Source organism: Lentzea albidocapillata subsp. violacea (genome assembly GCF_900100275.1).
Lineage (GTDB): Bacteria > Actinomycetota > Actinomycetes > Mycobacteriales > Pseudonocardiaceae > Lentzea > Lentzea violacea.
This window is the reverse complement of record NZ_FNET01000004.1, coordinates 234,975-259,476: the sequence shown is the minus strand read 5'-3', so window position 1 is coordinate 259,476 and position 24,502 is coordinate 234,975. Positions and strand designations below refer to the sequence as shown.

General features: G+C 70.3%; 21 protein-coding genes. 16 read left to right on the top strand and 5 right to left on the bottom strand.

The genetic code is table 11. From position 1 onward, the window contains the following. Nucleotides 1-273 precede the first annotated feature (273 nt). The 14 genes from BLR21_RS11665 to BLR21_RS11600 all read left to right on the top strand — a co-directional run bounded on the left by BLR21_RS11665 (nt 274) and on the right by BLR21_RS11600 (nt 17,331). Nucleotides 274-2,967 (top strand): helix-turn-helix transcriptional regulator, encoded by a 2,694-nt coding sequence (locus tag BLR21_RS11665; protein ID WP_090005844.1) that lies wholly within the window; start codon nt 274-276, stop codon nt 2,965-2,967. Between the two features lie 49 nt (nt 2,968-3,016). Next, nucleotides 3,017-4,018 (top strand): WD40/YVTN/BNR-like repeat-containing protein, encoded by a 1,002-nt coding sequence (locus BLR21_RS11660; protein ID WP_090005843.1) that lies wholly within the window; start codon nt 3,017-3,019, stop codon nt 4,016-4,018. 151 nt (nt 4,019-4,169) lie between these two features. Beyond that, entirely contained in the window at nt 4,170-5,021 is an 852-nt protein-coding gene (locus BLR21_RS11655; protein WP_338061042.1) for an alpha/beta fold hydrolase, read from the top strand. 61 nt (nt 5,022-5,082) lie between these two features. Then, on the top strand, nt 5,083-6,048 hold the full coding sequence (locus tag BLR21_RS11650; protein ID WP_090005842.1) for a helix-turn-helix transcriptional regulator: 966 nt from the start codon (nt 5,083-5,085) through the stop codon (nt 6,046-6,048). After that, nucleotides 6,045-7,025 carry a helix-turn-helix transcriptional regulator gene (locus BLR21_RS11645; protein ID WP_090005841.1) on the top strand — a complete coding sequence of 327 codons (981 nt, stop codon included), beginning with the start codon at nt 6,045-6,047 and terminating at the stop codon, nt 7,023-7,025. Before BLR21_RS11650 ends, BLR21_RS11645 begins: the two co-directional genes overlap by 4 nt. A 9-nt stretch (nt 7,026-7,034) precedes the next feature. Beyond that, nucleotides 7,035-7,307 (top strand): bacteriophage holin, encoded by a 273-nt coding sequence (locus BLR21_RS11640; RefSeq protein WP_143027687.1) that lies wholly within the window; start codon nt 7,035-7,037, stop codon nt 7,305-7,307. Continuing rightward, the gene (tatA, locus tag BLR21_RS11635) at nt 7,300-7,590 is read left to right on the top strand and encodes a Sec-independent protein translocase subunit TatA (protein WP_030477156.1); all 291 of its coding nucleotides are present in this window, start codon (nt 7,300-7,302) and stop codon (nt 7,588-7,590) included. Before BLR21_RS11640 ends, tatA begins: the two co-directional genes overlap by 8 nt. A gap of 113 nt (nt 7,591-7,703) precedes the next feature. After that, nucleotides 7,704-8,612 carry a twin-arginine translocase subunit TatC gene (tatC, locus tag BLR21_RS11630; protein ID WP_090006047.1) on the top strand — a complete coding sequence of 303 codons (909 nt, stop codon included), beginning with the start codon at nt 7,704-7,706 and terminating at the stop codon, nt 8,610-8,612. Further along, the gene (locus BLR21_RS11625) at nt 8,609-9,469 is read left to right on the top strand and encodes a diacylglycerol/lipid kinase family protein (protein ID WP_090005839.1); all 861 of its coding nucleotides are present in this window, start codon (nt 8,609-8,611) and stop codon (nt 9,467-9,469) included. The genes tatC and BLR21_RS11625 overlap by 4 nt, the downstream gene beginning before the upstream one ends. A gap of 45 nt (nt 9,470-9,514) precedes the next feature. Then, on the top strand, nt 9,515-11,359 hold the full coding sequence (htpG, locus tag BLR21_RS11620) for a molecular chaperone HtpG (RefSeq protein ID WP_090005838.1): 1,845 nt from the start codon (nt 9,515-9,517) through the stop codon (nt 11,357-11,359). Between the two features lie 379 nt (nt 11,360-11,738). Then, nucleotides 11,739-14,480: a DEAD/DEAH box helicase gene (locus tag BLR21_RS11615; protein ID WP_090005837.1), complete on the top strand. Its 2,742-nt coding sequence runs from the start codon at nt 11,739-11,741 to the stop codon at nt 14,478-14,480. Between the two features lie 181 nt (nt 14,481-14,661). After that, nucleotides 14,662-15,372, top strand: coding sequence for a DUF4333 domain-containing protein (locus BLR21_RS11610; protein ID WP_090005836.1), 711 nt, complete (start codon nt 14,662-14,664; stop codon nt 15,370-15,372). Nucleotides 15,373-15,476: 104 nt separating this feature from the next. Next, nucleotides 15,477-16,646, top strand: a complete 1,170-nt coding sequence (locus BLR21_RS11605; RefSeq protein WP_176929594.1) for a GNAT family N-acetyltransferase — start codon at nt 15,477-15,479, stop codon at nt 16,644-16,646. Nucleotides 16,647-16,674: 28 nt separating this feature from the next. Continuing rightward, the gene (locus BLR21_RS11600) at nt 16,675-17,331 is read left to right on the top strand and encodes a hypothetical protein (RefSeq protein ID WP_143027686.1); all 657 of its coding nucleotides are present in this window, start codon (nt 16,675-16,677) and stop codon (nt 17,329-17,331) included. Nucleotides 17,332-17,347: 16 nt separating this feature from the next. Here the strand turns inward: BLR21_RS11600 and BLR21_RS11595 are convergent, their stop codons facing one another. Further along, a complete protein-coding gene (locus BLR21_RS11595; protein ID WP_176929593.1) occupies nt 17,348-18,292 on the bottom strand; it encodes a 5'-3' exonuclease in 945 nt (314 codons plus the stop codon). A 28-nt stretch (nt 18,293-18,320) separates the two neighbouring features. Between BLR21_RS11595 and BLR21_RS11590 the strand changes: the two genes are divergently transcribed. Beyond that, nucleotides 18,321-19,442 (top strand): M24 family metallopeptidase, encoded by a 1,122-nt coding sequence (locus tag BLR21_RS11590; RefSeq protein WP_090005833.1) that lies wholly within the window; start codon nt 18,321-18,323, stop codon nt 19,440-19,442. After that, the gene (locus BLR21_RS11585) at nt 19,439-19,885 is read left to right on the top strand and encodes an Lrp/AsnC family transcriptional regulator (protein ID WP_030477165.1); all 447 of its coding nucleotides are present in this window, start codon (nt 19,439-19,441) and stop codon (nt 19,883-19,885) included. The genes BLR21_RS11590 and BLR21_RS11585 overlap by 4 nt, the downstream gene beginning before the upstream one ends. A gap of 51 nt (nt 19,886-19,936) precedes the next feature. On the opposite strand, the gene BLR21_RS11580 is transcribed toward BLR21_RS11585, so the two are convergent. Genes BLR21_RS11580 through BLR21_RS11570 form a run of 4 tightly spaced genes read right to left on the bottom strand, consistent with a single transcriptional unit; the run spans nt 19,937 to nt 24,491 of the window. Further along, complete coding sequence (locus BLR21_RS11580; RefSeq protein WP_030477166.1) at nt 19,937-20,533, bottom strand: ABC transporter ATP-binding protein; 597 nt, start codon at nt 20,531-20,533, stop codon at nt 19,937-19,939. Further along, nucleotides 20,530-21,105, bottom strand: coding sequence for an ATP-binding cassette domain-containing protein (locus BLR21_RS11575; RefSeq protein WP_256334636.1), 576 nt, complete (start codon nt 21,103-21,105; stop codon nt 20,530-20,532). The genes BLR21_RS11580 and BLR21_RS11575 overlap by 4 nt, the downstream gene beginning before the upstream one ends. A gap of 20 nt (nt 21,106-21,125) precedes the next feature. Beyond that, nucleotides 21,126-23,570, bottom strand: coding sequence for an ABC transporter permease (locus tag BLR21_RS42405; protein WP_176929591.1), 2,445 nt, complete (start codon nt 23,568-23,570; stop codon nt 21,126-21,128). A 54-nt stretch (nt 23,571-23,624) separates the two neighbouring features. Beyond that, nucleotides 23,625-24,491, bottom strand: coding sequence for a hypothetical protein (locus BLR21_RS11570; protein ID WP_090005832.1), 867 nt, complete (start codon nt 24,489-24,491; stop codon nt 23,625-23,627). Nucleotides 24,492-24,502: the final 11 nt, after the last annotated feature.

Sequence of the window (24,502 nt, the reverse complement as noted above, 5' to 3'; positions counted from 1 at the left end):
AAGTCGATGGGTCGCACGTCCACTGGATATCCGCGTCTTGATTGGCTGCGTGAACCAGATTTGTCCGAGCCGTAGAAGTTCGCTTTTCATCCTTCTCCACTGTGCTCACAGGACAGGGAAAATTAAGTGTCGTGCACACCTCTCGGTGAGAATCTCGCGGCGTGGGAGCAGTCGGTTGATCTGCCCGTATCGCTCCCGTTGCGCGGACGTGACGAGGAAACGCGGAGGATAAGGCGGTTCATCCAGGCGGCGGCGGAGTCCCGGCAGGCACGGATGCTGGTGGTGGCGTCCCCCGCGGGCACGGGCAACACCAGGCTGGTGGCCGAAGGCACGTCCCTGGCCGCGCTGCAGGGCTTCTCCTCGCTGGACCTGTCGCCGGGCGCCTTTCCGGCGGAGGGTTCCAGGACGGACCATCCCCACGTCGTCAGCGTGAGCGCGCTGGCCGCCCAGATCGAGCCGCGGCTGGTCCAGCGGCTCCGGCACGGACCGGTGCTGGTCACGCTCGACGACGCTCACCGGACGCCGCCGTCGGTGCTCGGCGCCGTGAGCGCGGTGATGGCCAAGCTCAAGGATCTGCCCGTGTGCTGGCTTATCGCCGTGCACGCCGAGCAGTTCGCCACGGCCGCAAACGCGATGCTGCAGGACATGGCGCGCGTTCTTCCGTGCGACTGGATCGAACCACTCACGCCACTGCCGGACGACGCGGCGCTGGCCATCGCCGCGGACGTGCTGGGCGCGGAGCCGGACCAGGACGTCGCCGCGCTGGTCGGCAGTGCCGGCACCACGCCGCTGCAGGTCGTCGAGGTGGTGCTGGACCTGGTGCGGGACCACCAGGTCCAGGCCGTCGGCGGCGTCGCCCGGCTGATGGCGGGCCCGATGGAGCGCGGCATCGCCTGCGCCGTGTCACCGGAACCGGCCGGGCAACTACCGTGGCCGTTCCGGCGGATGATGGGCGAGCGGCTGCACGGGCTGTCGCCCCAGGCGCAGGACGTGCTCCAGGTCGCGGCGGTGCTCGGCTGCGGCTTCGCCCCGGAGGACCTGGCGGAGATGCTGGGCGAGCCCGTGGCCGTGCTGCTGCGGCCGCTGCGCGAAGCACTCGCCGCCGGGTTCCTGCGCGGTGGCGGTGCCGAGTTCCTCTTCCACCGGGAACCGGTGTGGCGGGCCGTGCTCGGGTCCGTGCCGGAGCCGATGCGCTCGGCGTTGCACCGGCAGGCGGTGACGATGCTGCTCGGCCGTGAGCACCGGGACGCCGTGTCCGTCGCGGTGCACCTGGTGCACTGCGCGCGCACCGGGGACGCGGAGGCCGTCAGCGCTGTCGACGCGGCCGCGCAGAGCCTGCTGCCGGACTCCCCGGAGGCGGCCGCGGCGCTCGCGATCAACGGCCTGAGGATCACCGCACCGGGCGAGCCGAACCGGATCGCGCTCGGCGTCACGGCGGCCGCGGCCCTTGTCCGGATGGGCAGACTCAGCCAGGCCGTGGAGCTCGCGCGGGACCTGCTGCACCCCGACGACCCCGGCCACGTGCAGTCGGCGTCCGTGCTGCGCACCTGGCAGGCCATCGCCCAGATGCTGCGCGGTGACGCCACGACGGTGTGCACCGTCGGTCTGGAGGTCACCGAGGCCGCCACCGACGGGCACGACCTGTCCCCGGAGTTGTTGCTGCTCAACATCTTGTCGCTGCACAACCTCACCGCGGCGATCGGCATGGCGGACCAGGTGCTGGCGCAGGCCGGCCAGTTCAACTCGGACGTGCTGGCCGCCGCGCTGACCGTGCGGGCGATGGCGAGCTGGCGCGAGGGGAACCTCGACGTGGCGATCGAGGCCGCCGAGGCGGCCGTGGCCGTGCGCGACGAGCTGACCAGGATCTGGCAGAGCGATCCACTGTGGACGAAGGTGTGGCTCCTCACCAGGCTCGGCCGGCTCGACGAGGCGCTCGCCGCGGTGGACGAGGCCTGCGGCACGGCGGAAGCGCACGGAACAGGTGTGATGACGTCGGTCCCGCTCACGCTGCGCGCGGCCGTGCTGCTGGCCCAGGGCGAGGTCGCCGCCGCCGAAGCGGCCGCGACCACCGGTCTCGCGGCCTCCGAGAGCGCCGAGATGCCGTTGTTCCAGCCCCAGCTCGGCGCGGTGCTGGTGCTCTGCGCACTTCGCCGGGGCGATCTGGTCACCGCCACCGACGGGCTGCGCCGGCTGGAGGAGTCGATCCCCGCCGGGCCCACCCACCCGTGCGCGGTGACGCTGCGGCTGATCGCGGGTCAGGTGGCCGCGGCCGGCGACGGCGCGGCGGCGGCGATCGACGAGATCCGCCCGTTCGCGGAAGACCCGGGGCTCTGCCCGCAGCTGCTGATGGAGGCACCGACCGCGACGGCGTGGTGCGTGCGCACCGCCATGGCCGCCGACGACCACGTCCTCGCCGAACTGTTCGCGAGCACGGCCGAGGACCTGGCCCGCGCCAACCCGAAGCACGAGTCGGTCGTCGTCGCTGCCGCACACGGCCGTGCATTGGTGAAACAGGACACCGGCGCGCTGGCGGAACTGCGGGACAGATGCACCGACCCGTGGACGAAAGCCTCTCTCGCGGAGGACATCGCGGCCGTCCACCTCGACACCGACCGGGAGCAGGCGGTCCTCGAGCTCAACCACGCGCTCGGCGGCTACGACGAGATCGAGGCCGAGCTCGACTCCGCCCGAGTGCGCCGCACCCTGCGCAGGCTCGGCGTCCGGCGGCGCCGCACCACGGCGCGGCGTCAGGACGACCACGAACCGGAACCCAGGCCGCGCACCGGCTGGGACAGCCTCACCGGCACCGAGCAGAAGGTCGCCCGGCTCGTCGCGGACGGCCTGACCAACCGCCAGGTGGCGAAGGAACTCTTCATCTCACCGCACACGGTCGGGTTCCACCTGCGGCAGATCTACCGCAAGCTCGCCATCGGCTCCAGGGTGGACCTGGCCCGGATCGCGCCCTGACCGCCGATCGGGGGTAGGAAGCGATCACCGGCTCGACCAGAGTGACCGCATGAGGATCATCGCGGCGGCGCTCGCCGCACTTCTGGTTCTTCCCGGGGTGGCTGCGGCGACGGACACCTACTGGGAACTGAAGCCGACCGGCACCGACGCCCGCCTGCGCGGCCTGTCCGCCGTGTCCGGTCAGGTCGCGTGGGCGAGCGGCTCCAAGGGCACCGTCCTGCGCACCGTGAACGCCGGCCGGACGTGGGAGTCGGTGGGCCCGCCCGGCACCGAGGCGCTCGAGTTCCGCGACATCGAGGCCTTCGACGCGCGCAACGCCGTGGCGCTGTCGATCGGGGAGGGCGAGTCGTCACGGATCTATCGCACGTCCGACGGCGGCCGGACCTGGCACGAGGAGTTCCGCAACACCGACCCGAAGGCGTTCTACGACTGCGTGGCGTTCTTCGACCGGTTCCGCGGGCTGGCGCTGAGCGACCCCGTCGACGGCAAGTTCCGGGTGCTGCGGACGTGGGACGGCGGACGGTCGTGGCACGTCAACGCCACGGTGGGCATGCCGGACGCGCTGCCGGGCGAGTTCGCGTTCGCGGCGTCCGGGCAGTGCGTGACGACCAGCGGCAACCACGCGTGGATCGCGACCGGCGGTGGCGCGAAGGCACGGGTGCTGGAGTCGCGCGACGGCGGCCGGTCGTGGCAGGCGAGCGAGGTGCCGTTGCCGTCCGGCGAGGCGGCCGGGGTGTTCGCGGTGGCGTTCAAGACGCCGTGGCGCGGTGTGGCGATCGGTGGCGACTACCTCAAGCCGACCGACCCGACGCCGGCGTTCGCGACCAACGACGGACGCGGCTGGACGGCGGGCAGGCAGGCTCCCGTCGGGTACCGGTCGGGTATCGCCTACCGCGGCAACGGCTTGGTCGCGGTCGGTCCGTCCGGGACGGACACCAGCAGGGACGGCAGGACCTGGAAGGTCGCGGACACGGGGAGTTTCGACACCGTGGACTGCGTCGGGCACACCTGCTGGGCGGCCGGCGAGAAGGGCCGTGTCGGTCGCACGTGAGTGGAGTGCCGCATTGCGTCGGCGTCCGCACGGGGTGGCGGACCGATGTCGTGCGGCGACTGGGCGAGGAGGCCCCTCCTCGTCGCGGTGTAACGCCGGCCGGGCCTCCGGCGAAAAAGGACGTGTCGGCTGCTCCCGTGCGGGGTAGCCGATGCAGGTGTTCGACGGATTCTCGTTGCGTTGCAGGGACGTCGGCGAGGCCAATCTGCGAGTGAGGACCGGCGGTGCAGGGCCGCCGGTCCTCCTCTTGCACGGCCACCCCCGTACCCACACCACCTGGCACCGTGTCGCGCCGCTGCTCGCGGAGGACCACACGGTCGTGTGCCCGGATCTGCGCGGTTACGGCGAATCCAGCAAACCCGGTGACTACTCGAAACGGGCGATGGCCCGCGACTTCGTGAACCTGATGCGGGGGCTCGGCCACGAGGAGTTCGCCGTCGTCGGCCACGACCGCGGGGCCGCCGCGGCGATCAGGCTGGCGCTCGACCACCCGGACCGGGTCACGCACCTGGCCGTGCTGGACGGACTGCCGATCGGTGCCCACCTGAGCCGGTGCGACGCCCGGTTCGCCCAGGCCTGGTACCACTGGTTCTTCCTGGCCCGGCAGGAGCTCGCCGCCGCGATGATCAACGAGAACCCCGGTCTCTGGTACGGCGGCCGCCACCACGACACGCCACTCGCGATGGGCGTGGAGAACTGGGCCGACTTCCAGCGGGCGATCCACGACCCCGAGACCGTGCTCGCGATGTGCGGTGACTACCGCGCCGGGCTGGAGATCGACCGCCACCACGACGACGAGGACCTGGCCGCGGGACGCAGGATCACGTGTCCGGTGCTCGCTCTCTCCTCGGCCAAGGACGACCTCGGCGACCTGTACGGCGACCTGCCCGCGATCTGGGCCGAATGGGCGGACGACGTGCGGGTTCGTTCCCTCGACTGCGGGCACCACATGGCCGAGGAAGCACCCGTCGAACTGGTCCGCGAGTTACGCGAGTTGTTCTGAACGGACCGTTGACGACAGGTGGTGATGAGGTTTCGGCGCGCGCACGCGTTAGGGTCTGTCCGTGGCCATCGCACGTGCCGAACGCCTTGTCAACCTGGTGCTGTGCCTGCTGTCGACCCGTCAGTACCTGACAGCGGAGCGCATCCGCGCCATCGTCCCCGGCTATCACGAAGCGCCGACGGACGAGGCGTTCTTCCGCATGTTCGAACGGGACAAGTCCGAGCTGCGCGATCTCGGCGTGCCGCTCGAGACCGGGCGGCAGTCCAACGCCGAGGGAGCGGAGGACGGCTACCGGATCGCGCGACGCGATTACGAGCTGGGTGACATCGACCTCGAACCCGACGAGGCCGCCGCCGTGGCGCTGGCCGCCCGGCTGTGGGACTCGCCGCAGCTCACGGGCGCCGTGCACGGCGCGTTGATCAAGCTGCGGGCCGCCGGGGTGGACGTCGACCAGGACACGCCCGCGGCCGTCGAACCCAAGGTGCGGGCCAACGAGCCCGCGTTCCCGCCGCTGCTGCAGGCCGTGCAGGCGGGGCAGGTCGTCGCGTTCGGCTACCGCAAGCCGCCGCCGGGCGGGCAGAAGGAACGAACGGTCGAACCGTGGGGCGTGGTCGCGTGGCGCGGCAAGTGGTACCTCGTCGGCTGGGACCGTGAACGCCAGGACACGCGGTGCTTCCGTCTCTCCCGCGTCGTGGGCGCGGTTCGGACCGTCGGCAAGCCCGGCGCTTTCACCGTGCCCGAGGGCACGGACCTGATGAGCCTCATCGCGCGCACGCAGGCCGATCCGCACCACACGTCGCCCGCCAAGATCTGGGTGGCCAAGGACCGGGCGCAAGGGCTGCGGCGGCACGCGAAGGTCGTCGAGGAACGCGACGGCGGCGACGTCGTCGAGATCGACCTGAAGTTCCCCGACTCGGCGGCCAAGTGGCTCGCCGGGTTCGGGCCCGACGTCGTCGTGCTGGAGCCCGAGGTCCTGGCCAAGTCGGTCCGCGACCGCCTGCAGGGCGCACTGGAAGGAGCGCGGTGACCGCGTCGAACGAACGGCTGCCGCGGCTGCTCGCACTCGTGCCGTACCTGCTCAACCGGCCCGCGATCACCGTCAAGGAGGCCGCGGCCGACTTCGGCATCACGCCCAAGCAGCTGCGTAAGGACCTCGAGCTGCTGTGGATGTGCGGACTGCCCGGCTACGGCCCGGGCGACCTGATCGACCTGTCGTTCGAGGGCGAGACGATCACCGTCTCGTTCGACGCCGGCCTCGACCGGCCGCTGCGCCTGACCGCGGCCGAGGCGGCGTCGCTGCTGGTCGCGCTGCGCGCGCTGGCGGACACTCCGGGCGTCGTCGACACGGACGCGGTGCAGCGGGCGCTGGCCAAGATCGAGGCGGCGGTCGGCAAGGCCCAGCCTGCGGGCATGGTCGTCGGGCTCGGCGCGTTCGAACGCGGGGAGACCGCCGAGGTCCGCGCCGCCGTGCAGGACGCCGTGAAGCGCGAACGGGCCGTGCGCATCCGTTACTACTCGCAGTCGCACGACGCCATGAGCGACCGAGTGGTCGATCCGATGCGTCTGCTGCTCGTCGAAGGGCGCGGTTACCTCGAAGGATGGTGCCGTTCGGCGCTCGGCGTGCGGTTGTTCCGGCTCGACCGCATCGACGACGTGCAGGTGCTCGACGAGCCGTCGTCGCCTCCGCCGCACGCCCAGCTGACCGATACATCGGAGGGGTTGTTCCACCCCCGGGACGACCAGAAGGTCGCCGTGCTGCTGCTCGAACCGGACGCGCACTGGGTCGCCGAGTACTACCCGGTCGACCACGCGGCGGAGCTCTCGGACGGCCGCACGCGTGTCCTCATGCGCTACGACGACCCGTCCTGGATGGTCCGCCTGCTTCTCGGGCTCGGCGGTGACGTGCACGTCGAAAAGCCGGCGGAGCTCGCGGAGGAGGTTGTTCGCCAAGCGGCAGAGGCATTGCGCCGGGCAGATCACCTGCTGTCCACCCAAGACGTATAACGTGTGCGTGTGCCGTCCACACCGACCCTGGCGCTGATCGCTCTCGGCCTGATCGTGCTCATCGCGATCGCGATCCGAGTCATCCGATCCTTGCGTCGATTCGCCCGTGCCCGCACTCTGGTGGGGGACGGGCTCGGCAACGGCGTCGGCCTGCTCAAGGCGCGCTCCGCGGCGCTGAAGGTGGCCATCGCCGAACGGCGGCCCAGGGAACAGGCCCGCACCAGGGCAAACCCCGCGTACGATCGTCGTAGCGGGGCAGACAGGAGGATCACCAATGGGTAACCTCGGACCCACCGAGCTGATCATCATCGCTGTGGTGATCATTCTGCTGTTCGGTGCGAAGAAGCTTCCCGACATGGCCCGTTCGCTCGGCAAGTCGGCGAAGATCTTCAAGGCTGAGACCAAGGGCCTGCGCGACCAGGACGCGGACGACGCGCCGGTGCAGCAGCAGCCCGTGCAGCAGCCGGTCCAGCAGCTCCCGCCTGCCCAGCCGCAGCCGGCGCAGCAGCCCCAGGTCGCGCCTCCCATCGAGCAGACCAGCCAGAACAAGGCCGCGAACAACTGACCTTCCTGCTCTCCTGACTTGTAAGGACGGTCGACGCGGTGGCAAGTCCGTTCCGGTGGTTCGCCGAGCGCCGGGAGCGCGGCAAGCGCCGTCGGGGCAACGCCGACGGCACCATGTCGCTCAAAGAGCACCTGTACGAGCTGAGGTACCGGCTCGGCCTGGCCATGCTGGTCATCGCCGTCGGCGCCATCTTCGGCTTCATCTGGTTCCAGGTGCGCCTCGGCCCGATTCCGTCGCTGGGCGACATCCTGACGGGGCCGTACTGCCACGAGGACCTGGCGAAGTACCGGGCCAAGATCACCAACGACGGCACCTGCGCGTTGCTGCAGACCGAGCCGTTCGAGATCTTCCTCGTGCAGCTGCAGGTCGGTGCGGCGGCAGGTGCGGTGCTGCTCAGCCCGCTGTGGCTGTACCAGGTCTGGGCCTTCATCACGCCTGGCCTGTACACGAAGGAACGCAACTTCGCGCGGGTGTTCGTCGGCGCCGGTGCTCTGCTGTTCGTGGCCGGCGCGGTGCTCGCGTACCTCGTGGTACCCGAGGGCCTGAAGGTGCTGCTGGGGTTCGGTGGCGACAACTGGGTCACGGCGCTCACCGGTAGCAAGTACATCAACTTCGTCATCACGATGTTGTTCATCTTCGGTGTGAGCTTCCTGATCCCGCTGGTCGTGGTGATGCTCAACCGCGCGGGTGTGCTGTCCTACGAGAAGCTGCGCAAGTGGCGCCGCGGCCTGATGATGGGCCTGTTCGTGTTCGCCGCGATCGCGACGCCGGGCACCGACCCGATCTCCATGGTCGTGCTGGCCCTCGCGTTGTCGGTGCTGTTCGAGATGGCGATCCAGATCGCCCGCGTGCACGACAAGCGCAAGGCGAAGCTCCGCGTGGCCGAGGGCTGGGACGCGCTCGACGACGACGAGGCGGCGCCGTTCGACTACGTCGCGTCCGACGCGGACGGCAACGACCCCGGTGAGAAGGCCATCGCCACGGAGCCCCCGAAGCGCGTGAACTACGACGATGCCACGTGACGCGGGCTGCCTTACTGGTCTGCCCCGCGTCGGGCAAGGGGCGGGCGGCCCGGATGGCCGGGTCGACCGCCGCGGCGTTGCGGCCGCACGTGTCGTCGTTGAGGCAGATGGTCGCGCTCGACGCCGAGGGCGCGCTGGCGATGGCGCGCCGGGCCGTCGCGGACGGCGTCGACCTGCTGGTCGTCCTGGGCGGTGACGGCGCCGCCCACCTGGGCGTGCAGGCGGTCGCGGGCACCTCGACGGCGCTGGGCATCGTCCCGGCGGGCACCGGCAACGACCTGGCCGCGGCCGTGGGCGCGCGGTCGGTCGAGGACGTCGTGCACGGCACCCGCAAACAGCTCGACCTCGGGCGGTTGTCGACGGGGCAGTGGTTCGCGACGGTGCTGTGCGCCGGGTTCGACTCCGCGGTGAACGAGCGGGCGAACGCGATGCGCTGGCCCGCCGGCCGAAGCCGCTACGACCTGGCGATCGTCGCCGAGCTCGCGTCGCTGAAGCCGGCGCCGCTGGTCGTGACCACCGAGTCCGGGACGTTCGAGCTGGACGCGACGCTGGTCGCGATCGGCAACACACCGAACTACGGCGGGGGCATCCCCGTGTGCCCGGCGGCCGATGCCGGCGACGGGTTGTTCGACGTCACGGTCGTCGAGGGCGGCAGCCGCGCGATGCTGGCCCGGATGCTGCCGACGTTGCGCACGGGCAAGCACACCGAGCACCCGGCCGTGCGGACGTTCCGCGCGCGTGAGGTCTCGCTGTCCGGCGGCAACGGCTGGGTCGCTTACGCCGACGGCGAACGCCAGGAGGCGTTGCCCGTCGCGGTTCATACGGTTCCTGGCGCCCTCACGGTCATGGGTCGCTAAGTTATGGGGCTGTTCGGTTCGTTTCACGGTTTTCGGTAGGGATTCATGGAGACGCTGGAGTTTCAGTCCGAGGCACGTCAGCTGCTGCAGCTGATGATCCACTCGATCTACTCGAACAAGGACACGTTCCTGCGCGAGCTGGTCTCGAACGCCTCCGACGCGCTCGACAAGCTGCGGCTGGAGTCGTTCCGCGACAAGGACATGCAGGTCGACGTCGACGACCTGCACATCGTGATCGAGTCCGATCCGGCCGAGCGCACGCTGACGGTGCGGGACAACGGCATCGGCATGACGCGCGAGGACGTCGTCGGGCTCATCGGCACGATCGCGAAGTCCGGCACCGCGGAGTTCCTCAAGCAGCTCAAGGAACAGCAGTCCGGCAGCGCGTCCGACCTGATCGGCCAGTTCGGCATCGGCTTCTACTCGTCGTTCATGGTGGCGGACAAGGTCACCCTCGTGACGAGGTACCCGCACGCCGAGAAGGGCGTGCGCTGGGAGTCGACCGGCGAGGCCACGTACACGATCGACGACGTGGACGACGCGCCCCAGGGCACCTCGGTCACGTTGCACCTCAAGCCGTCCGACGACGAGGACCGCCTGCCCGACTACACGGAGCCGGCGAAGATCCGCGAGATCGTCAAGCGCTACTCGGACTTCATCACCTGGCCGGTGCGCCTGGGCGGCGAGGACATCAACTCGCGCAAGGCCCTGTGGGCGCGCCCGGCCTCCGAGGTGACGGAGGAGGAGTACGCCGAGTTCTACCGGCACATCAGCCACGACTGGAACGCGCCGCTCGAGACCATCCGCATGCAGGCGGAGGGCACGTTCGAGTACCAGGCCCTGCTGTTCCTGCCCGCGCAGGCGCCGATGGACCTGTTCATGCGCGACGGCAAGCGCGGCGTCCAGCTCTACGTGAAGCGCGTCTTCATCATGGAGGACTGCGCCGAGCTGATGCCGGAGTACCTGCGCTTCGTGAAGGGTGTCGTCGACGCGGCGGACCTCTCGCTGAACGTCTCGCGCGAGATCCTGCAGCAGGACCGCCAGATCCAGCTGATGCGCCGCCGCCTGGTCAAGAAGGTGCTGTCCTCGATCAAGTCGCTGATGGGCACGCGCCCGGACGACTACGCGAAGCTGTGGGGCGAGGTAGGCGCGGCCCTGAAGGAGGGCCTGCTCTCCGACACGGACAACCGCGACGCGATCCTGGACGTCTGCTCCTTCGCGTCCACGCACTCCGAAGAGTCGCTGACCACCCTCGCCGAGTACGTCTCCCGGATGAAGGACGGCCAGGAGCACATCTACTTCATGACCGGCGACTCACGAGTGGCCGTCGAGAAGTCGCCGCACCTGGAAGCGTTGCGCGCCAAGGACTTCGAGGTGCTGATCCTCACCGACACGATCGACGAGATGTGGGTCGACTCCGTCCCCGCCTTCGACGGGAGGACGTTCCAGTCGGTCGCCAAGGGCCAGGTGGACCTGGAGACCGACGAGGAGAAGTCGGCCAACGAGGCCAGGGCCGCGGAGTTCGCCGACCTGCTCACGTGGATGAAGGAGCAGTTGGAGGACAGCGTCAAGGAGGTCCGCCTCTCGTCCCGTCTGACGACCTCCCCGGCGTGTGTCGTCGGTGACTCGTACGACATCACCCCGACGCTGGAGAAGATGTACAAGGCGATGGGGCAGGAGCTGCCGAAGATCAAGCGGATCCTGGAGCTCAACCCGTCGCACCCGTTGGTGGAGGGGCTGCACAAGGCGTTCGCGGGCGGCGAACGCGACGGGCTGGCTGACACCGCGGAGCTGATCCACGGGTTGGCGTTGCTGGCTGAGGGTGGAGAGCTTGCCGACCCGTCCCGCTTCGTGAAGCTGGTGGCGGACCGGGTGCAGCGCACGTTCTGACGCTGGTGGTGGCCCGTGCGGGTCGGCTTGCGGGTGGTTGTTCCAGCGGAGGGGTCGCCTGCCGTGCGGGTGGTCGCCTTGCGGGGGTGGGCGCGCGGGTCGTGGCGGAACTGCGCGGGGTTGTGTTCGGGGTGCACCGCTACCCAGCCCTGAAGGGTTCGTACGGCTCGTTTCGCATCGCCACGCCAGGCTGCGTGCGTGGTGGGCTTGCGAGGGCGGGCGCCTGCCATACGACCGTCGTCTTGCGCAAGTCGAAGCCTGACGTGAAACCGCAGGTAGAGGGCGATGTCCTGGGGACATCGCCCTCTGTCGTTTCAGTGTCGGTTGAAGTTAATCTATCTCGACGGCAATTGTCGGTGCGATGTGAAAGCCTGATGGGGTGTCAAGCGCTTCGCGGTCCCCGGCCGAGGCCTACGCCCACTCCCGGCGCAATGCCCAGCGGCCCAAGCTGACCGATTTCCTGTCCGTGATCTCGTTCGAGCTGGACCCGTTCCAGCGCCAGGCCTGTGAGGCCCTGGAGGACGGTCACGGAGTGCTCGTCTGCGCCCCCACCGGTGCCGGTAAGACGGTGGTGGGCGAGTTCGCTGTGCACCTCGCGCTGTCCGAGGGCCGCAAGTGCTTCTACACGACGCCGATCAAGGCGCTGAGCAACCAGAAGTTCGCCGACCTCACCGCGCGGTACGGGCCGGAGAGCATCGGCCTGCTCACCGGCGACACGAGTGTGAACGGCGGCGCGCCGGTCGTGGTCATGACGACCGAGGTGCTGCGGAACATGCTGTACTCGGGTTCGTCCACTCTGGACGGACTGGCGTACGTCGTGATGGACGAGGTGCACTACCTCGCGGACCGCTTCCGCGGGCCGGTGTGGGAAGAGGTCATCCTGCACCTGCCCGAGCACGTGCAGGTGGTCGGTCTGTCCGCGACGGTCAGCAACGCCGAGGAGTTCGGCGAGTGGCTGGTCGAGGTCCGCGGCGACACCTCCGTCGTGGTCGACGAGCACCGGCCCGTGCCGCTGTGGCAGCACATGCTGGTGGGCAACCAGATGCTCGACCTGTTCGAGGGCGACCAGACGCACGCGCGGATCAACTCCCAGGTGGTGCGCAAGACCGAGGAGCTCGTGCGGTACCACGTGCCGTTCAGCCGCGGGCGCAACCGCACCGGCGGCAATGGGCGCGCGGCGCGCAACAGTGGGTTCAAGCCGACGTCGCGCATCGACATGATCCAGCGGCTCGACGCGGCGTCGTTGCTGCCCGCGATCGTGTTCGTGTTCAGCCGTGCGGGCTGTGACGCGGCGGTCGCGCAGACGGCGCGGGCCGGGCTGCGGCTCAACTCGCCGGAGGAGACCGAGGAGGTCCGCCGGATCGTCGACGAGAAGACGCGGGACCTGCCCGAGGCCGACCTGACGGTGCTCGGGTACTGGGAGTGGCGTGAGGCGCTGGAGCGCGGCATCGCGTCGCACCACGCCGGGCTGCTGCCCGCCTTCAAGGAGACGGTCGAGGAGCTGTTCGTCCGCGGGCTGGTCAAGGTCGTGTTCGCGACCGAGACGCTCGCGCTGGGCATCAACATGCCCGCGCGGACGGTCGTGCTCGAAAAGCTCGTGAAGTACAACGGAGAGGCGCACGTCGACCTCACGCCGGGCGAGTACACGCAGCTCACGGGCCGTGCGGGGCGTCGCGGCATCGACGTCGAAGGGCACGCGGTCGTCGTCTGGCAGCCGGGAATCGACCCCAAGGCGGTCGGCGGGCTCGCGTCCACCCGCACGTACCCGCTGCGGTCGTCGTTCCGGCCGGGCTACAACATGGCCGTCAACCTCGTGCACCAGCTCGGGGCCGCGTCCGCACGCGAGATCCTGGAGCAGTCGTTCGCGCAGTTCCAGGCGGACAGGTCGGTCGTGGGCCTCGCGCGCCGCATCGAGCGCAACAAGGAGGCGCTCGCCGGCTACACCGAGGCGATGACGTGCCACCTGGGCGACTTCACCGAGTACGCGACGCTGCGCCGCCGCATCGGCGACCGGGAGAAGCAGCTCGCGAAGCAGAACACGAACTCGCGCCGCATCGAGACGGCCAAGTCGCTCGAACGGCTGCGCAAGGGCGACGTGATCGCGGTGCCGTCCGGGCGCCGCAGTGGCCTCGCCGTCGTCGTCGACCCCGGCCTCGAGCCGATGGGCGAGGCGAAGCCGCTGGTCGTCACCGAGGACCGCTGGTCGGGCCGCCTCACGTCGGCCGACTTCCCGTCGCCGGTCGAGGTGCTGGGCCACATCCGCCTGCCCAAGCAGGTCGACGTGCGCTCGCCCAAGTCGCGGCGCGACCTGGCGTCCACGATCCGCAACACGGGCATCACGGTGCCGTCGCGGGGCCGCAGGCAGACCACGGCGGACGACGACCCGGAGCTCGCGACGCTGCGCCGCGCCCTGCGCGCCCACCCGTGCCACGGCTGTGACCAGCGCGAGGACCACGCCCGGTGGGGCGAGCGGTACCACCGGCTGCTGGCCGAGAACCAGCAGCTGGAGCGCAAGGTCGCGGCGACGACGCACTCGCTGGCGCGCCAGTTCGACCGCATCCGCGCGCTGCTGCGCGAGCGCGGCTACCTCAGCGAGTCCGAGGAGGTCACCGCCGACGGCAAGCGCCTGACCAGGCTCTACAGCGAGTCGGACCTGCTCGCCGCCGAGTGCATCCGCCACGGCGTGTGGAAGGGCCTCAAGCCGGAGGAACTCGCCGCCGTCGTGTCGTCGCTGGTCTACGAGGCACGCCGGGACGGTCCCGTCGAGGCACGCCTGCCGCAGGGCGCGGTGGCCGACGCGATGCTCAAGACGGTGCGGCTGTGGGCGGAGATCGAGGACGACGAGCGCCGCCTCAAGCTTGAACGCATCACCCGTCAGCCCGACCCCGGTTTCGCCTGGCCGGTGTACCGCTGGGCGCGCGGCGAGTCGCTGGAGAAGGTCCTGAGCGCCGCCGAGGCCGGTGGCAACGAGCTCGGCGCGGGCGACTTCGTGCGCTGGTGCAGGCAGGTGATCGACCTGCTGGACCAGATCCGCGACGTCGTCGGCCGCCAGGAGCCGGTCGGCGCGGCCGCGGCCAAGGCCGTCGACGCGCTGCGCCGCGGCGTGGTGGCGATGATGTGACCCCGAGTTGTGGCCTAGGGTCTGTATCGAAGTCCCGTTCGATGAGAGTCGCTCGGCTATCGCGAACACGGACTTCGATACAGACCCCAGTCCTGACGAAGGTTTTGCGAGTCGGAGTAAAGACTGACGTCAACGGTGTGATTGGATTTCGCCGCAACGTCGTACACACGGAGGTCGACTGATGAGCAGCCCGTACGGACCGTCCGGAGGGAACGATCCGCAGCAGCCCTGGGGCCAGCCGCAACAGCCGCAGCAGCCCTATGGAGGCGGTTTCCCTCCCGGCACGCCGTCTGGCGGCTTCCCGGCCCAGAACCCGGGGCAGCAGAACCCCTACGGCCCGCCGCAGCCCCAGCCGGGCCAGCAGCAGCCGTATCCGGGTTTCGACCCGTCGCAGCAGCAGCAGACGCAGCAGTACGGCGTGCCCGGTCAGCAGCCGCAGTCGAACCCGTACGGCACTCCCGCCCAGGACCCGTACGGCCAGCAGACGCAGCAGTACGGCATGCCTGGCCAGCAGCAGCCCAACCCGTACGGCCAGCAGCCGGGTTACGGCCCGCCGATGCCGCCGAAGAAGAAGTCCAGCGCCGCGATCTGGGTGGCCGCTGTCGTCGTGGTCCTGCTCGTGGGCGGCGTGCTGTTCACCGGCTTCGTGTCGCCGGCCTTCTTCAAGAAGAAGATCTTCAACAACACCGAGGTCCAGAAGGGCGTCGTCCAGATCCTGAAGGACGAGTACAAGATCTCGGACGTCGGCGCGGCGACGTGCACCGGTGAGAACGAGGTCAAGCCCAACACCTCGTTCGAGTGCAAGGTGCAGGTCGGCGGCAAGGACAAGAAGGTCAAGATCGTCGTCAAGACCGAGGACGGCGAGTACGAGGTCGGCCAGCCCACCGGCTGAGCCCTTCCTTCCCGGAAGGCGTCCCCAGGGTTCCTGCGGGGCGCCTTCCGCGTCTCGCCGGAAACTGAGGTGCGTTCGCCGTCGGGCTGAGCGACGATCGCGGCGTGACGGAGATCCGCGTTCTCACCGACGAAGCGCAGTACCGAGCCCACAGCACGCTTTTCCGCCGCGCGATGCACTGGGGCCCGCCCACCGACGAACAGTGGTCGGTGGTGCTGCCGTCCTACGAGCCCGGCCGGGTGCTCGCCGCGTTCGAGGGCGACGAGATGGTCGGCACGACCCAGTCGTTCGGCGGCACCATGGTGGTGCCCGGCGGCGGCGTCGTACCGCACGCGGCCGTGTCGCGCGTGGGTGTGCGTGCGGACTACACGCGCCGTGGCGTGCTGAGCGCCCTGATGCGCGAACAACTCTCGACGCTCCCGGAACCCGTCGCGACGCTCCGAGCGTCCGAAGGGCGCATCTACGGCCGTTTCGGCTATGGACTGGCCGGCCGCGTGCGGTTCCTGCGGATCGACGCGCGCAAGGCCGTGATCCCCGGCTCGCCGACCGGACGGGTGCGGATGGTCGACCCCGACACCTCGGACAAGCTGCTGCCAGAGTTGCACGCCGAGTTCGGGCTGGACCGGCCGGGACAGATCTCGCGCTGGCCGGGCTGGTGGGCCAGGGCGCTGGACCGCAAGACCGAGGCGGAGAACCGCGTCATGATCGTCCACAGTGGACCGGACGGCGACGACGGCTATGTCTGCTACAAGGTGTCCGAGGACAAGGACTTCAAGCACTACATGGAGGTCGAGGACTTCGCGTGGGCCAACGCCGACGCGTGGCGCGACCTCTGGATCTACCTGACGCGGCTGGACCTGATCGACGAGATCACCGTCGACGCCGCCCTCGACGACCCGCTCCACTGGCTCTTCGAGGACCCGCGCGTCGTGTACACGAAGGACGTCTACGACCAGATCTGGCTACGGCTCGTGGACGTGCCACGGATGCTTGCCGCCCGCACCTACGGCAGCGCCGACTCCGTCGTCGTCGAGGTGCGCGACAAGCTGCTGCCCGCCAACGACGGCTGCTACCGCGTGTCGCCCGACGGTGCCGAACGCGTCGAGGCGCAGCCCGACATCACCATCCCGGCCGACCTGCTCGGGGCCGTCTACCTCGGGGACACGAGGTTCTCCGACCTCGCGGCCGCCAAGCGGATCGAGGGCTCGCGGTTCGGCGAGGCCGACGCGTTGTTCGCCGACTCCGTCGCCCCGCTCTGCTCGACGTTCTTCTAGCCGGGATGATTGTGAGGGGAGCAGGCACGTGATCCACCGGGGCGGCGATCGACGAACGGACCTTCGCGAGCGCGGTCAGCGACGCAAGCGAGCCGAAGCTCCGAGCGAAGCTGGAAAACTGCGAAGCGTTATGATTCAGGTAGCTGTTGCGCTGGTGTCAGGTGTGGTCGGCTCGGTGCTGACCTTGGTGGCCACGGAACGAACGACCGCAGCTCTCTTCCAGCAGCAGGACCGACTCTTCCAGGCGGACTCGGCGCGAGAGGACAGAGAGAAGCGTCGCGAGGCTTATTTCGGGTACATCAAGGCTTCTGACGAGTACTTCCGAGCTGTGTTCGCCACGTACGGCTGCGTGGATCGTGCAGTAGCGGAGTCTTTCGCCGCGAACCCACCAGAGGTGCTCGGTTCGTGTCGGACGCCGTTGGCACCGGAAGCGTTCAGTGCTTCATTCACGAAGTACCGGGACGCCAGGGAAGGACTTCGGGTGTACGGAAGCGAAGTCGCTCGGGCCCACCTCGAACAGATCGACGCCGCGCTCCCGGAACTGGACCCTCGTGACATCGGTGGGCAGACACTGGAGAGCCAAGCTGACTACGGTCAATTCCCGCAGCTGGCGACAGAGCTCCGCAGGATCGCGCGGTGCGATCTTGTGGCGGTTTCCTCGCCGCAGGATCGCTGCCGCAGGTGACGATGACGACGTTCTTCTAAGAACGACGCTCCATCGCGTTCACCAGGCGCGGCACCGAGCTGCCCAGACCCCAGCGCTGCGTGAGCTCACGCAGCCGCTCGGGGTCGGCGGGCACGCGCGGCACCTCGTCGGCGCGGTCCAGCACGACCGGGGCGTCCAGCGCGGTCCGGACGACCACGGGCGCCACCGCCAGGTAGTCCTCGGCCGCGATGAGCGCGTTGCGGGCCTTGGTGGTGAGCTTGCGGTCCATCGGGTCCGTGACGGCCTTGAGCACGGCGTCCAGTGAGCCGAACTCAGTGATGAGCTTCGCCGCCGTCTTCTCGCCGATGCCCGCGACGCCCGGCAGGCCGTCGGACGGGTCGCCGCGCAGCACGGACATGTCGGCGTACGCCGAGCCCGCGTTCTCGACCGGCAGCGAGTACTTGGCGGCCAGCTCCTCGGGGCCGAGGACCTCCGCTTTGCTCCAGCCGCGGCCGACGTAGACGACGTGCACGGGCGTCGGCTCGAAGCGCACGACCTGGAACATGTCGCGGTCGCCGGTGACGACCTCGACGCGCGACCTCGTCTCGTGGTGGGCGAGTGCGCCGATCACGTCGTCGGCCTCGTGGCCGGCCGCCTCGGCGGTGCAGATGCCGGCGGCGTCGAGTACGTCGAGGATGATCGGGATCTGCGGCGTCAGCGTGTCCGGGACCTCCTCCGAGCCGTCGGTGGCGTCCTCGGCGACCCGGTGCGCCTTGTAGGTCGGCAGTGCCTTCACCCGGAACTCGGGGCGCCAGTCGGCGTCGAGGCAGGCGACCAGGCGGGCGGCGCCGCGTTCGGTGATGACGCGGGCGATCGTGTCGACGAACCCGCGCACGGCGTTGACGGGCGTGCCGTCGGGCGCGGTCATCGAGTCCGGCAGCGCGTAGTACGCCCGGAAGTAGAGGCTCGCGGAGTCCAGCAGCACCAGGGGAGAGCTCACGGAGGGACAAGCTACTAGGCTTTCGGCCATGGCAACGATCACCGGGCCCATCGACGTGTCCGCGCTGCGTGCGCGGCTCGACCGCGCTTGCGCCGCCGCCGAGCAGGCGGGCGTCGACGCCCTCCTCATCTCGCCCGGCTCGGACCTGCGGTACCTGATCGGTGCCGGTGGCGACTCCTTCGAGCGCCTCACCTGCCTCGCGCTGCCCGTGGGCGGCACGCCGACGCTGGTCGTGCCGAAGCTGGAGCAGCCGGGCTACGCGGCCATCCCGACCGGCGAACTCGGGGTCGAGGTCGTCACGTGGGTCGACGGCGAGGACCCGTACGCGCTGGTCAAGGCCGCGCTCAAGGGCTCGCGGACGGCCGTGGCGGACATGATGCCGGCCCTGCACACCATCAAGCTCGGCCAGGCGATCGGCGGCACGCAGTCGCTGGCCGGCCCGATCATCCGCGAACTGCGCATGCGCAAGGACGCCGCCGAGATCGACGCCCTGCGCAAGGCGGGTGCCGCGATCGACCGCGTGCACGCGCGCATGGGCGAGTTCCTGCGGGTGGGCCGCACCGAACGCGAGGTCGCGCACGACATCGCGCTGGCGATCGTCGAGGAGGGCCACACCGTCGCTGAGTTCGTGATCGTCGGCTCCGGCCCGAACGGCGCGTCCCCGCACCACCGTGACTCCGACCGCGTGGTCCAGGCGGGCGACGTCGTCGTCATCGACATCGGCGGCCCGGTCGCCGAGGGCTACAACTCCGACTCGACCCGGACGTACGTGATGGGCGAGCCCTCTTACGACGACGTCCGGGACACCTACGCCGTCCTGCAGGCCGCGCAGCAGGCCGCAGTCGACGCCGTGAAGCCCGGCGTGACCTGCGAAGAGGTGGACGCCGCCGCCCGCGGCGTCATCGCGGACGCGGGCTTCGGCGAGTTCTTCGTCCACCGCACCGGCCACGGCATCGGCCTGGACGTGCACGAGGAGCCCTACATCGTGAGCGGCAACTCGCTGCCGCTCGAAGCAGGCATGGCGTTCAGCGTGGAGCCCGGCATCTACCTGCCCGGCCGCTGGGGCGCCCGCATCGAGGACATCGTGGTCGCCACCCCGGACGGCGTCGAGTCCTTCAACAACCGACCTCACGACCTGGTGGTGCTTTGACCCTCGAGCAGATCGACAGAGCGATACTGAAGGAACTCGCCTCGGACGGCCGGTGCAGCTTCACCGACCTGGCCGAACGCGTGGGCCTGTCCGTCTCGGCCGTGCACCAGCGCGTGAAGCGCCTCGAACAGCGCGGCATCGTGAAGGGCTACGCGGCCCGCCTGGACGGCGCCGAGATCGGCCTGCCGATGTCGGCGTTCATCTCGCTGTTCCCGATCAACCCGGCCGAGCCGGACGACTACCCGAAGCGCCTCGAACACCTCCAGGAGATCGAGGCCTGCTACTCGGTGGCGGGTGACGCCTCCTACGTCCTGCGCGTCCGCGTCGGCTCGCCGGTCGCGCTGGAGGAGCTGCTGCAGAAGATCCGGGAGTCGGCGAACGTGTCGACGAGGACGACGGTCGTGCTCTCGACGCCGTACGAGGACAGGCCGCCCGCGGTCTGACGGAGGCTGCTCGCTGCGGCGGGGGAGAACCCGCCGCAGCACCGGCCGGCGTCAGCGAACCTGGCCGTCGGCCAGCACCAGCACCCGGTCGGCGACGGCGTGCACGGCGTCGTGATGAGTGGCGATCAGCACCGCGGCCCCCTCGTCCGCGACCCGCCGCAGCAGCCCGACCGCGGCCTCGGCACTGGTGGCGTCCAGGTGCGCGGTGGGCTCGTCGGCCAGCAACGCCGAAGGCCCCGTCACCACGGCCCGTGCCAGCGCCGCCCGCTGCTGCTGCCCGAACGAGACCTGCCCCGGATACCGGGCGCCCAGTCCGGCGATTCCCAGCTCCGCCAGCAACTCACGGACGCCGGCCACGTCCCGCCCCGCCAGCCGCAACGGCAGGGCGACGTTCTCCTCCAGCGTCAGCTCCGAGGCCAGCCCGAGCGACTGCGGCAGAACGGCGCACGCGGACCACGAGGCGAGGCCGGGCAGCACCGATCCGCTGTCCGGGAAGTCGAACCCGCACAACAGGGACAGCAGCGCGGTCTTCCCCGACCCGGACGGCCCGCTCAGGGTCACCAGCTCGCCGGAGGAGACCGCGAGGTCCACCCCGCGCAGCACGGACACGCCGCCGAAGGCCCGGTGCACCCCGGCCGCCCGGATCATGACGCGGCCAGTGGGACGCACAGGTCCGCCAGCGCCACCAGCCGCGGGTCGTGCGACGCCACCACGGCCGGCACCGGCAGCGAACCGAGCGTCTCCAGCACGAGATCGGCCGACCGCGTGTCGAGCTGCGAGGTCGGTTCGTCGGCCACCACGACGGAAGCGCCGCGGGCGAGCGCGCAGGCGAACGCCAGACGTTGTTGCTGGCCACCGGAAAGAGCGCCGATCCGCCAGGTCGCGGACCCGCCCAGCCCGAGCCGGTCCAGCAGGGAGAGGTCAGTGGCACCGGCCGCGCGCAGGTTCTCGCCCACGGTCAGGTGCGAGATCAGGTTGTCGGCCGGGTTCTGGAAGACGACCGCGATCTCCTTGCGCCGCAACACACGCAGCTCCGACCACGACAACGACGAGGTCGGCACGTCGTGGACGTACACCTCACCCAGCGAAGGGCGTTCGACCAGCGAGAGGACGCGCAGCAGGCTCGACTTGCCCGAGCCGGACGGACCGGACAGGACGGTGAGGCCGGGCGCGATCGACAGCGACACGTCCGCGACGGCGTGCACGGAACCGTAGGACACCCCTACGCCACAAGCGCGGATCACCTGAGCAGTTCTCCCATCCGCGCGGTTCGCACACCGCGCAACGCAAGCCAGGCCGCCACGACGACCACCAGGGCGCCGCACGTCAGGATCGAACCCAGCAACGGCAGCAGGTCCGGCAGCATCGGCGCCGGGTTGAGCCAGGGCGCGGGGTCCAGGCGCGGTACGGCCGCCCCGGCGCTCACGAACGACGCCACCACGCCGATCCCCATGGCCAGCAACGCCAGCGCGCCCACTTCCAGGAGATGGCTCGACCACAGCACCGACGGGCGCATGCCCATGCGGGTCGACAGGGCGCCGGAGACGGCGTTCTGGCGGCGGCGGACCTCGATGGCCAGCAGCAGCGCCACGGCGGCCACCACGGCCAGGACGACGCCGATCGCCGCCACGAAGCCGAAGGTCCACTCGACGGTCAGGAACGGCAGGCCGTCGAGCACACGGGCGCGGTCGGCGACGTTCGTGTAGTGGATGCCGTCGGCCTGCAGCGCGGAAGTCAAGGCGGACAACGGAAGCGTTGACCACAGGTGCCACGAGCCGACCTGCTCGGCGGCGGGCACCGAGTCGCGGGCGACGACGTATCCGCGGGTGCCGAGCTTCGGGAACGACGGCAGCGCCGCCACGGGTTTGAGCAGCGGCAGTCCGGCGATCTGGATCTCCTGGTTCGCCGAGCGGCCGATGCGCAGGGCGGGCGCGACCTCGCCGGTGCGCTTCAGGCCCGAGAGCAGCGAGCGCACCTCGGTCGCGTCGTTCAGCACGGCGGCGTCGGTGAACGTCGCGGGGTCCACGATCAGCGCGCCCGTGCTCACCCCGACGAGAGTCGTGTTGCCCCGCAACGAAGAGGGCAGCGCGACCCGGCCGAGCGCGATGTCCTGTGACACCTGGACCGTGCTGTTGGCTCCGACGAACACACCGGACTTGGAGTCCAGCGCCGACTGCTGCGCCCCCGCCACCGCGCTGCCGACGGCTATGGTGCCGACCGCCAGCACGCCCACGAGCAGCACGCCGGTCACCGGTCCGACGGCCGCGGCCAGGCGGCGCAACGCGAGCTGCGCGGCCGGCACCTGCCACCACTGCACGTGGTGCGACCACTCCAGCGACCAGCGCAGCAGCCGGGTCGCCAGCAACGCCGCCGCCAGCACCACGAGCAGCGGGAACGCCAGCGCGGCCACGTCGACGCGGGGCAGTGAACCGGGCTTCAACGACGTGCCCAGTCCGTTCTGGGACAGGCGGACCCACGCGAGCACGGCCAGCCCCGCGACGACCAGTTCCCACGGCACCAGCGCGAGCCGCCGCGAATGGGCCTGTCGCTGGAACGTCCGGTGCGCGCGCCAGGACGCCACCAGCACCGTCACGGCGAGGCTCAGCACCACCACGGCCAGCACGAACCCCAGCGCCACCCAGAGCGTTCCGGGAGCCAGCACCACACCCGGCGCGTACAGCGGCAGCAGCAGCCGGGCGGCCACCAGCCCGAGCGCACCGCCCAGGACCAGCGGCAGCCCCAGCTCCAGCACGCCGCGGAAACCCAGCGCCAACGGACTCGCCCCGCGCACCCACAGCAACCGCAGCTCGGAATGGCGCCGCTGCGCCCACTGCACGGTCACGGTGCCCACGCCGGCGAGCCCGACGAGCACGCTGATGAGCACCAACGGCAGCAGCGCGGAGGAGACGTTGCGTTCCGAGGTCCGTGCCGCCACGACGGCACCGGACAGCAGGTCGGTCCGGGTCAGCGGCAGTCCGAGCGCCGCCATCCGCGCGTTGCCGTTGTCCCGCAACGCCTCCGCCTCGGCGAGCGTGGCCGGCGCCTCGGCCGGGAAGCGCAACGACACCGTGGCGTTCGACTCGAACTCCGGCGGCAGTGCGGAGAGGTCGTTAGCGGAAGCCACCCAGATCACCGACGTGCTGGCACCGTCCCCGGCCAGCGGGTTCGGCACCACGGTCTTCGCCTCGGAGCACCACCAGCCGTCCACGGGCTGCGCGAGGTCGGCGTAGATCGCGCTCACCACCAGGGAGGACCCGGTCAGCCGGTCGCCGATCTGCACCTGCGCGGCCGTCGCGATCGTCTGCGGCACCCACAACCCGGTGCCACCGCCCTGCACCACGGTCAGGTGCGACAACGCGTCCGGCCGATACCCGAACCGGCCGTACGTCGCGATGCCGTTGAAGTCGGGCCGGCCGATCCGCGAGTAGGCCCCGCCCAGGTCACTGCGCGCCGCCAGGGAGACGGCCGTGGACAGCGGGAGCCCGTCCCCGTCCAGCGACGGGTGCACGGAATGCGGGCACATCCGGCTCTGCTGGTAGGCGAGAGCGGCACTGCCCGCGGCGGAGGAGTGCAGGGCGGCCGCGGCCACCACGAAGCCCAGCAACAACGTCGTCGCGATGCTCACGACCAACGTGAGCGGACTCGACAGCGCCGCTCTGGGCGCGGCTCTCCACGGCAACTGCACCTGCGCACGCTAACCGCCGTTCCCCGATTTGGGGAGACTTCGGAAGGTAACGGCCTAAGCCCAGCTCCAGCGGATACCGACCCAGTTCACCGACACGTCGGTCTCGAAGTGGTGCACGGAGTTCGTGTGGTCCGGCACCAGGTCGATGGTCCGGTGCGGTTCCTGCTCCTCCCAGTCCTGCAGGTACACGTGCGGGTCGACGGGCAGCGCCGCCGGGTCGAAGTGCACCTCGATCAGGCTCTGCGCGAGGAAACAGCGCACGCCGTGCGCGTACTCGATGCTGTCGATCCGCGTGGCGTCGTGCGCGACGAACTCGAAGACCCAGGTCTCGCCTTCCCGCAACGGCTTGTCGAAGAGCAGCTCGTGCACGACCACGCGCTCGGCCTCGTGACGTGTGGACCGGCCGAGACGGCAGTTGCGGACGGGCTCCTGCCGTAGCTGCGCGGTCTCCACCGTGTCGTCGCAGAAGTAGTGTGCGTAGAACCTGTCGACGCCGTCATTGCGCGCGCGGACGACCATCTGCGTGTGGACGCGGGACGCGTGCCGTTCCGCGTCCACGAACACCCTGTCGTGCCGGGAGAGGATCTCCAGGTCGTTGGCGTTGAAGCCGGGAATCATGCCGGGCACGACGTCCGGCCAGCCGCTCGGGCCGGTGTGCTCCAGCAGGGCCAGCAGCGAGCGCGGCGGCACCTCCAGCAGCTCCTCCAGCACCGCCACGGCCCTGAGCGACTTCGGGGAGACCGGCCGCACCCGGCCCTGCTGCCAGTCGCTCAGCGTCGACAGCGCGACCGCCACGTCCTGCTGCCCCAGGCGCAGCCGGAGCCGTTCCAGCGTCAGGCCACGCCGGCGGATGGCCGCGCGCAGCGCCGAGTGGAACGGTCCGATGCGGAGCAGCGCTTCCAGACTGGGCGTCGTTGTCACGAACTTGACTC

What these genes read in the sequence shown, in the direction of transcription:
- BLR21_RS11655 (WP_338061042.1), top strand. Translation starts at nt 4,170, where the DNA reads ATGCAGGTGTTCGACGGATTCTCGTTGCGTTGCAGGGACGTCGGCGAG.
- BLR21_RS11660 (WP_090005843.1), top strand. Translation starts at nt 3,017, where the DNA reads ATGAGGATCATCGCGGCGGCGCTCGCCGCACTTCTGGTTCTTCCCGGG.
- BLR21_RS11665 (WP_090005844.1), top strand. Translation starts at nt 274, where the DNA reads ATGCTGGTGGTGGCGTCCCCCGCGGGCACGGGCAACACCAGGCTGGTG.
- htpG (WP_090005838.1), top strand. Translation starts at nt 9,515, where the DNA reads ATGGAGACGCTGGAGTTTCAGTCCGAGGCACGTCAGCTGCTGCAGCTG.
- BLR21_RS11610 (WP_090005836.1), top strand. Translation starts at nt 14,662, where the DNA reads ATGAGCAGCCCGTACGGACCGTCCGGAGGGAACGATCCGCAGCAGCCC.
- tatA (WP_030477156.1), top strand. Translation starts at nt 7,300, where the DNA reads ATGGGTAACCTCGGACCCACCGAGCTGATCATCATCGCTGTGGTGATC.
- BLR21_RS11590 (WP_090005833.1), top strand. Translation starts at nt 18,321, where the DNA reads ATGGCAACGATCACCGGGCCCATCGACGTGTCCGCGCTGCGTGCGCGG.
- BLR21_RS11580 (WP_030477166.1), bottom strand. Translation starts at nt 20,533, where the DNA reads ATGATCCGGGCGGCCGGGGTGCACCGGGCCTTCGGCGGCGTGTCCGTG.
- tatC (WP_090006047.1), top strand. Translation starts at nt 7,704, where the DNA reads ATGTCGCTCAAAGAGCACCTGTACGAGCTGAGGTACCGGCTCGGCCTG.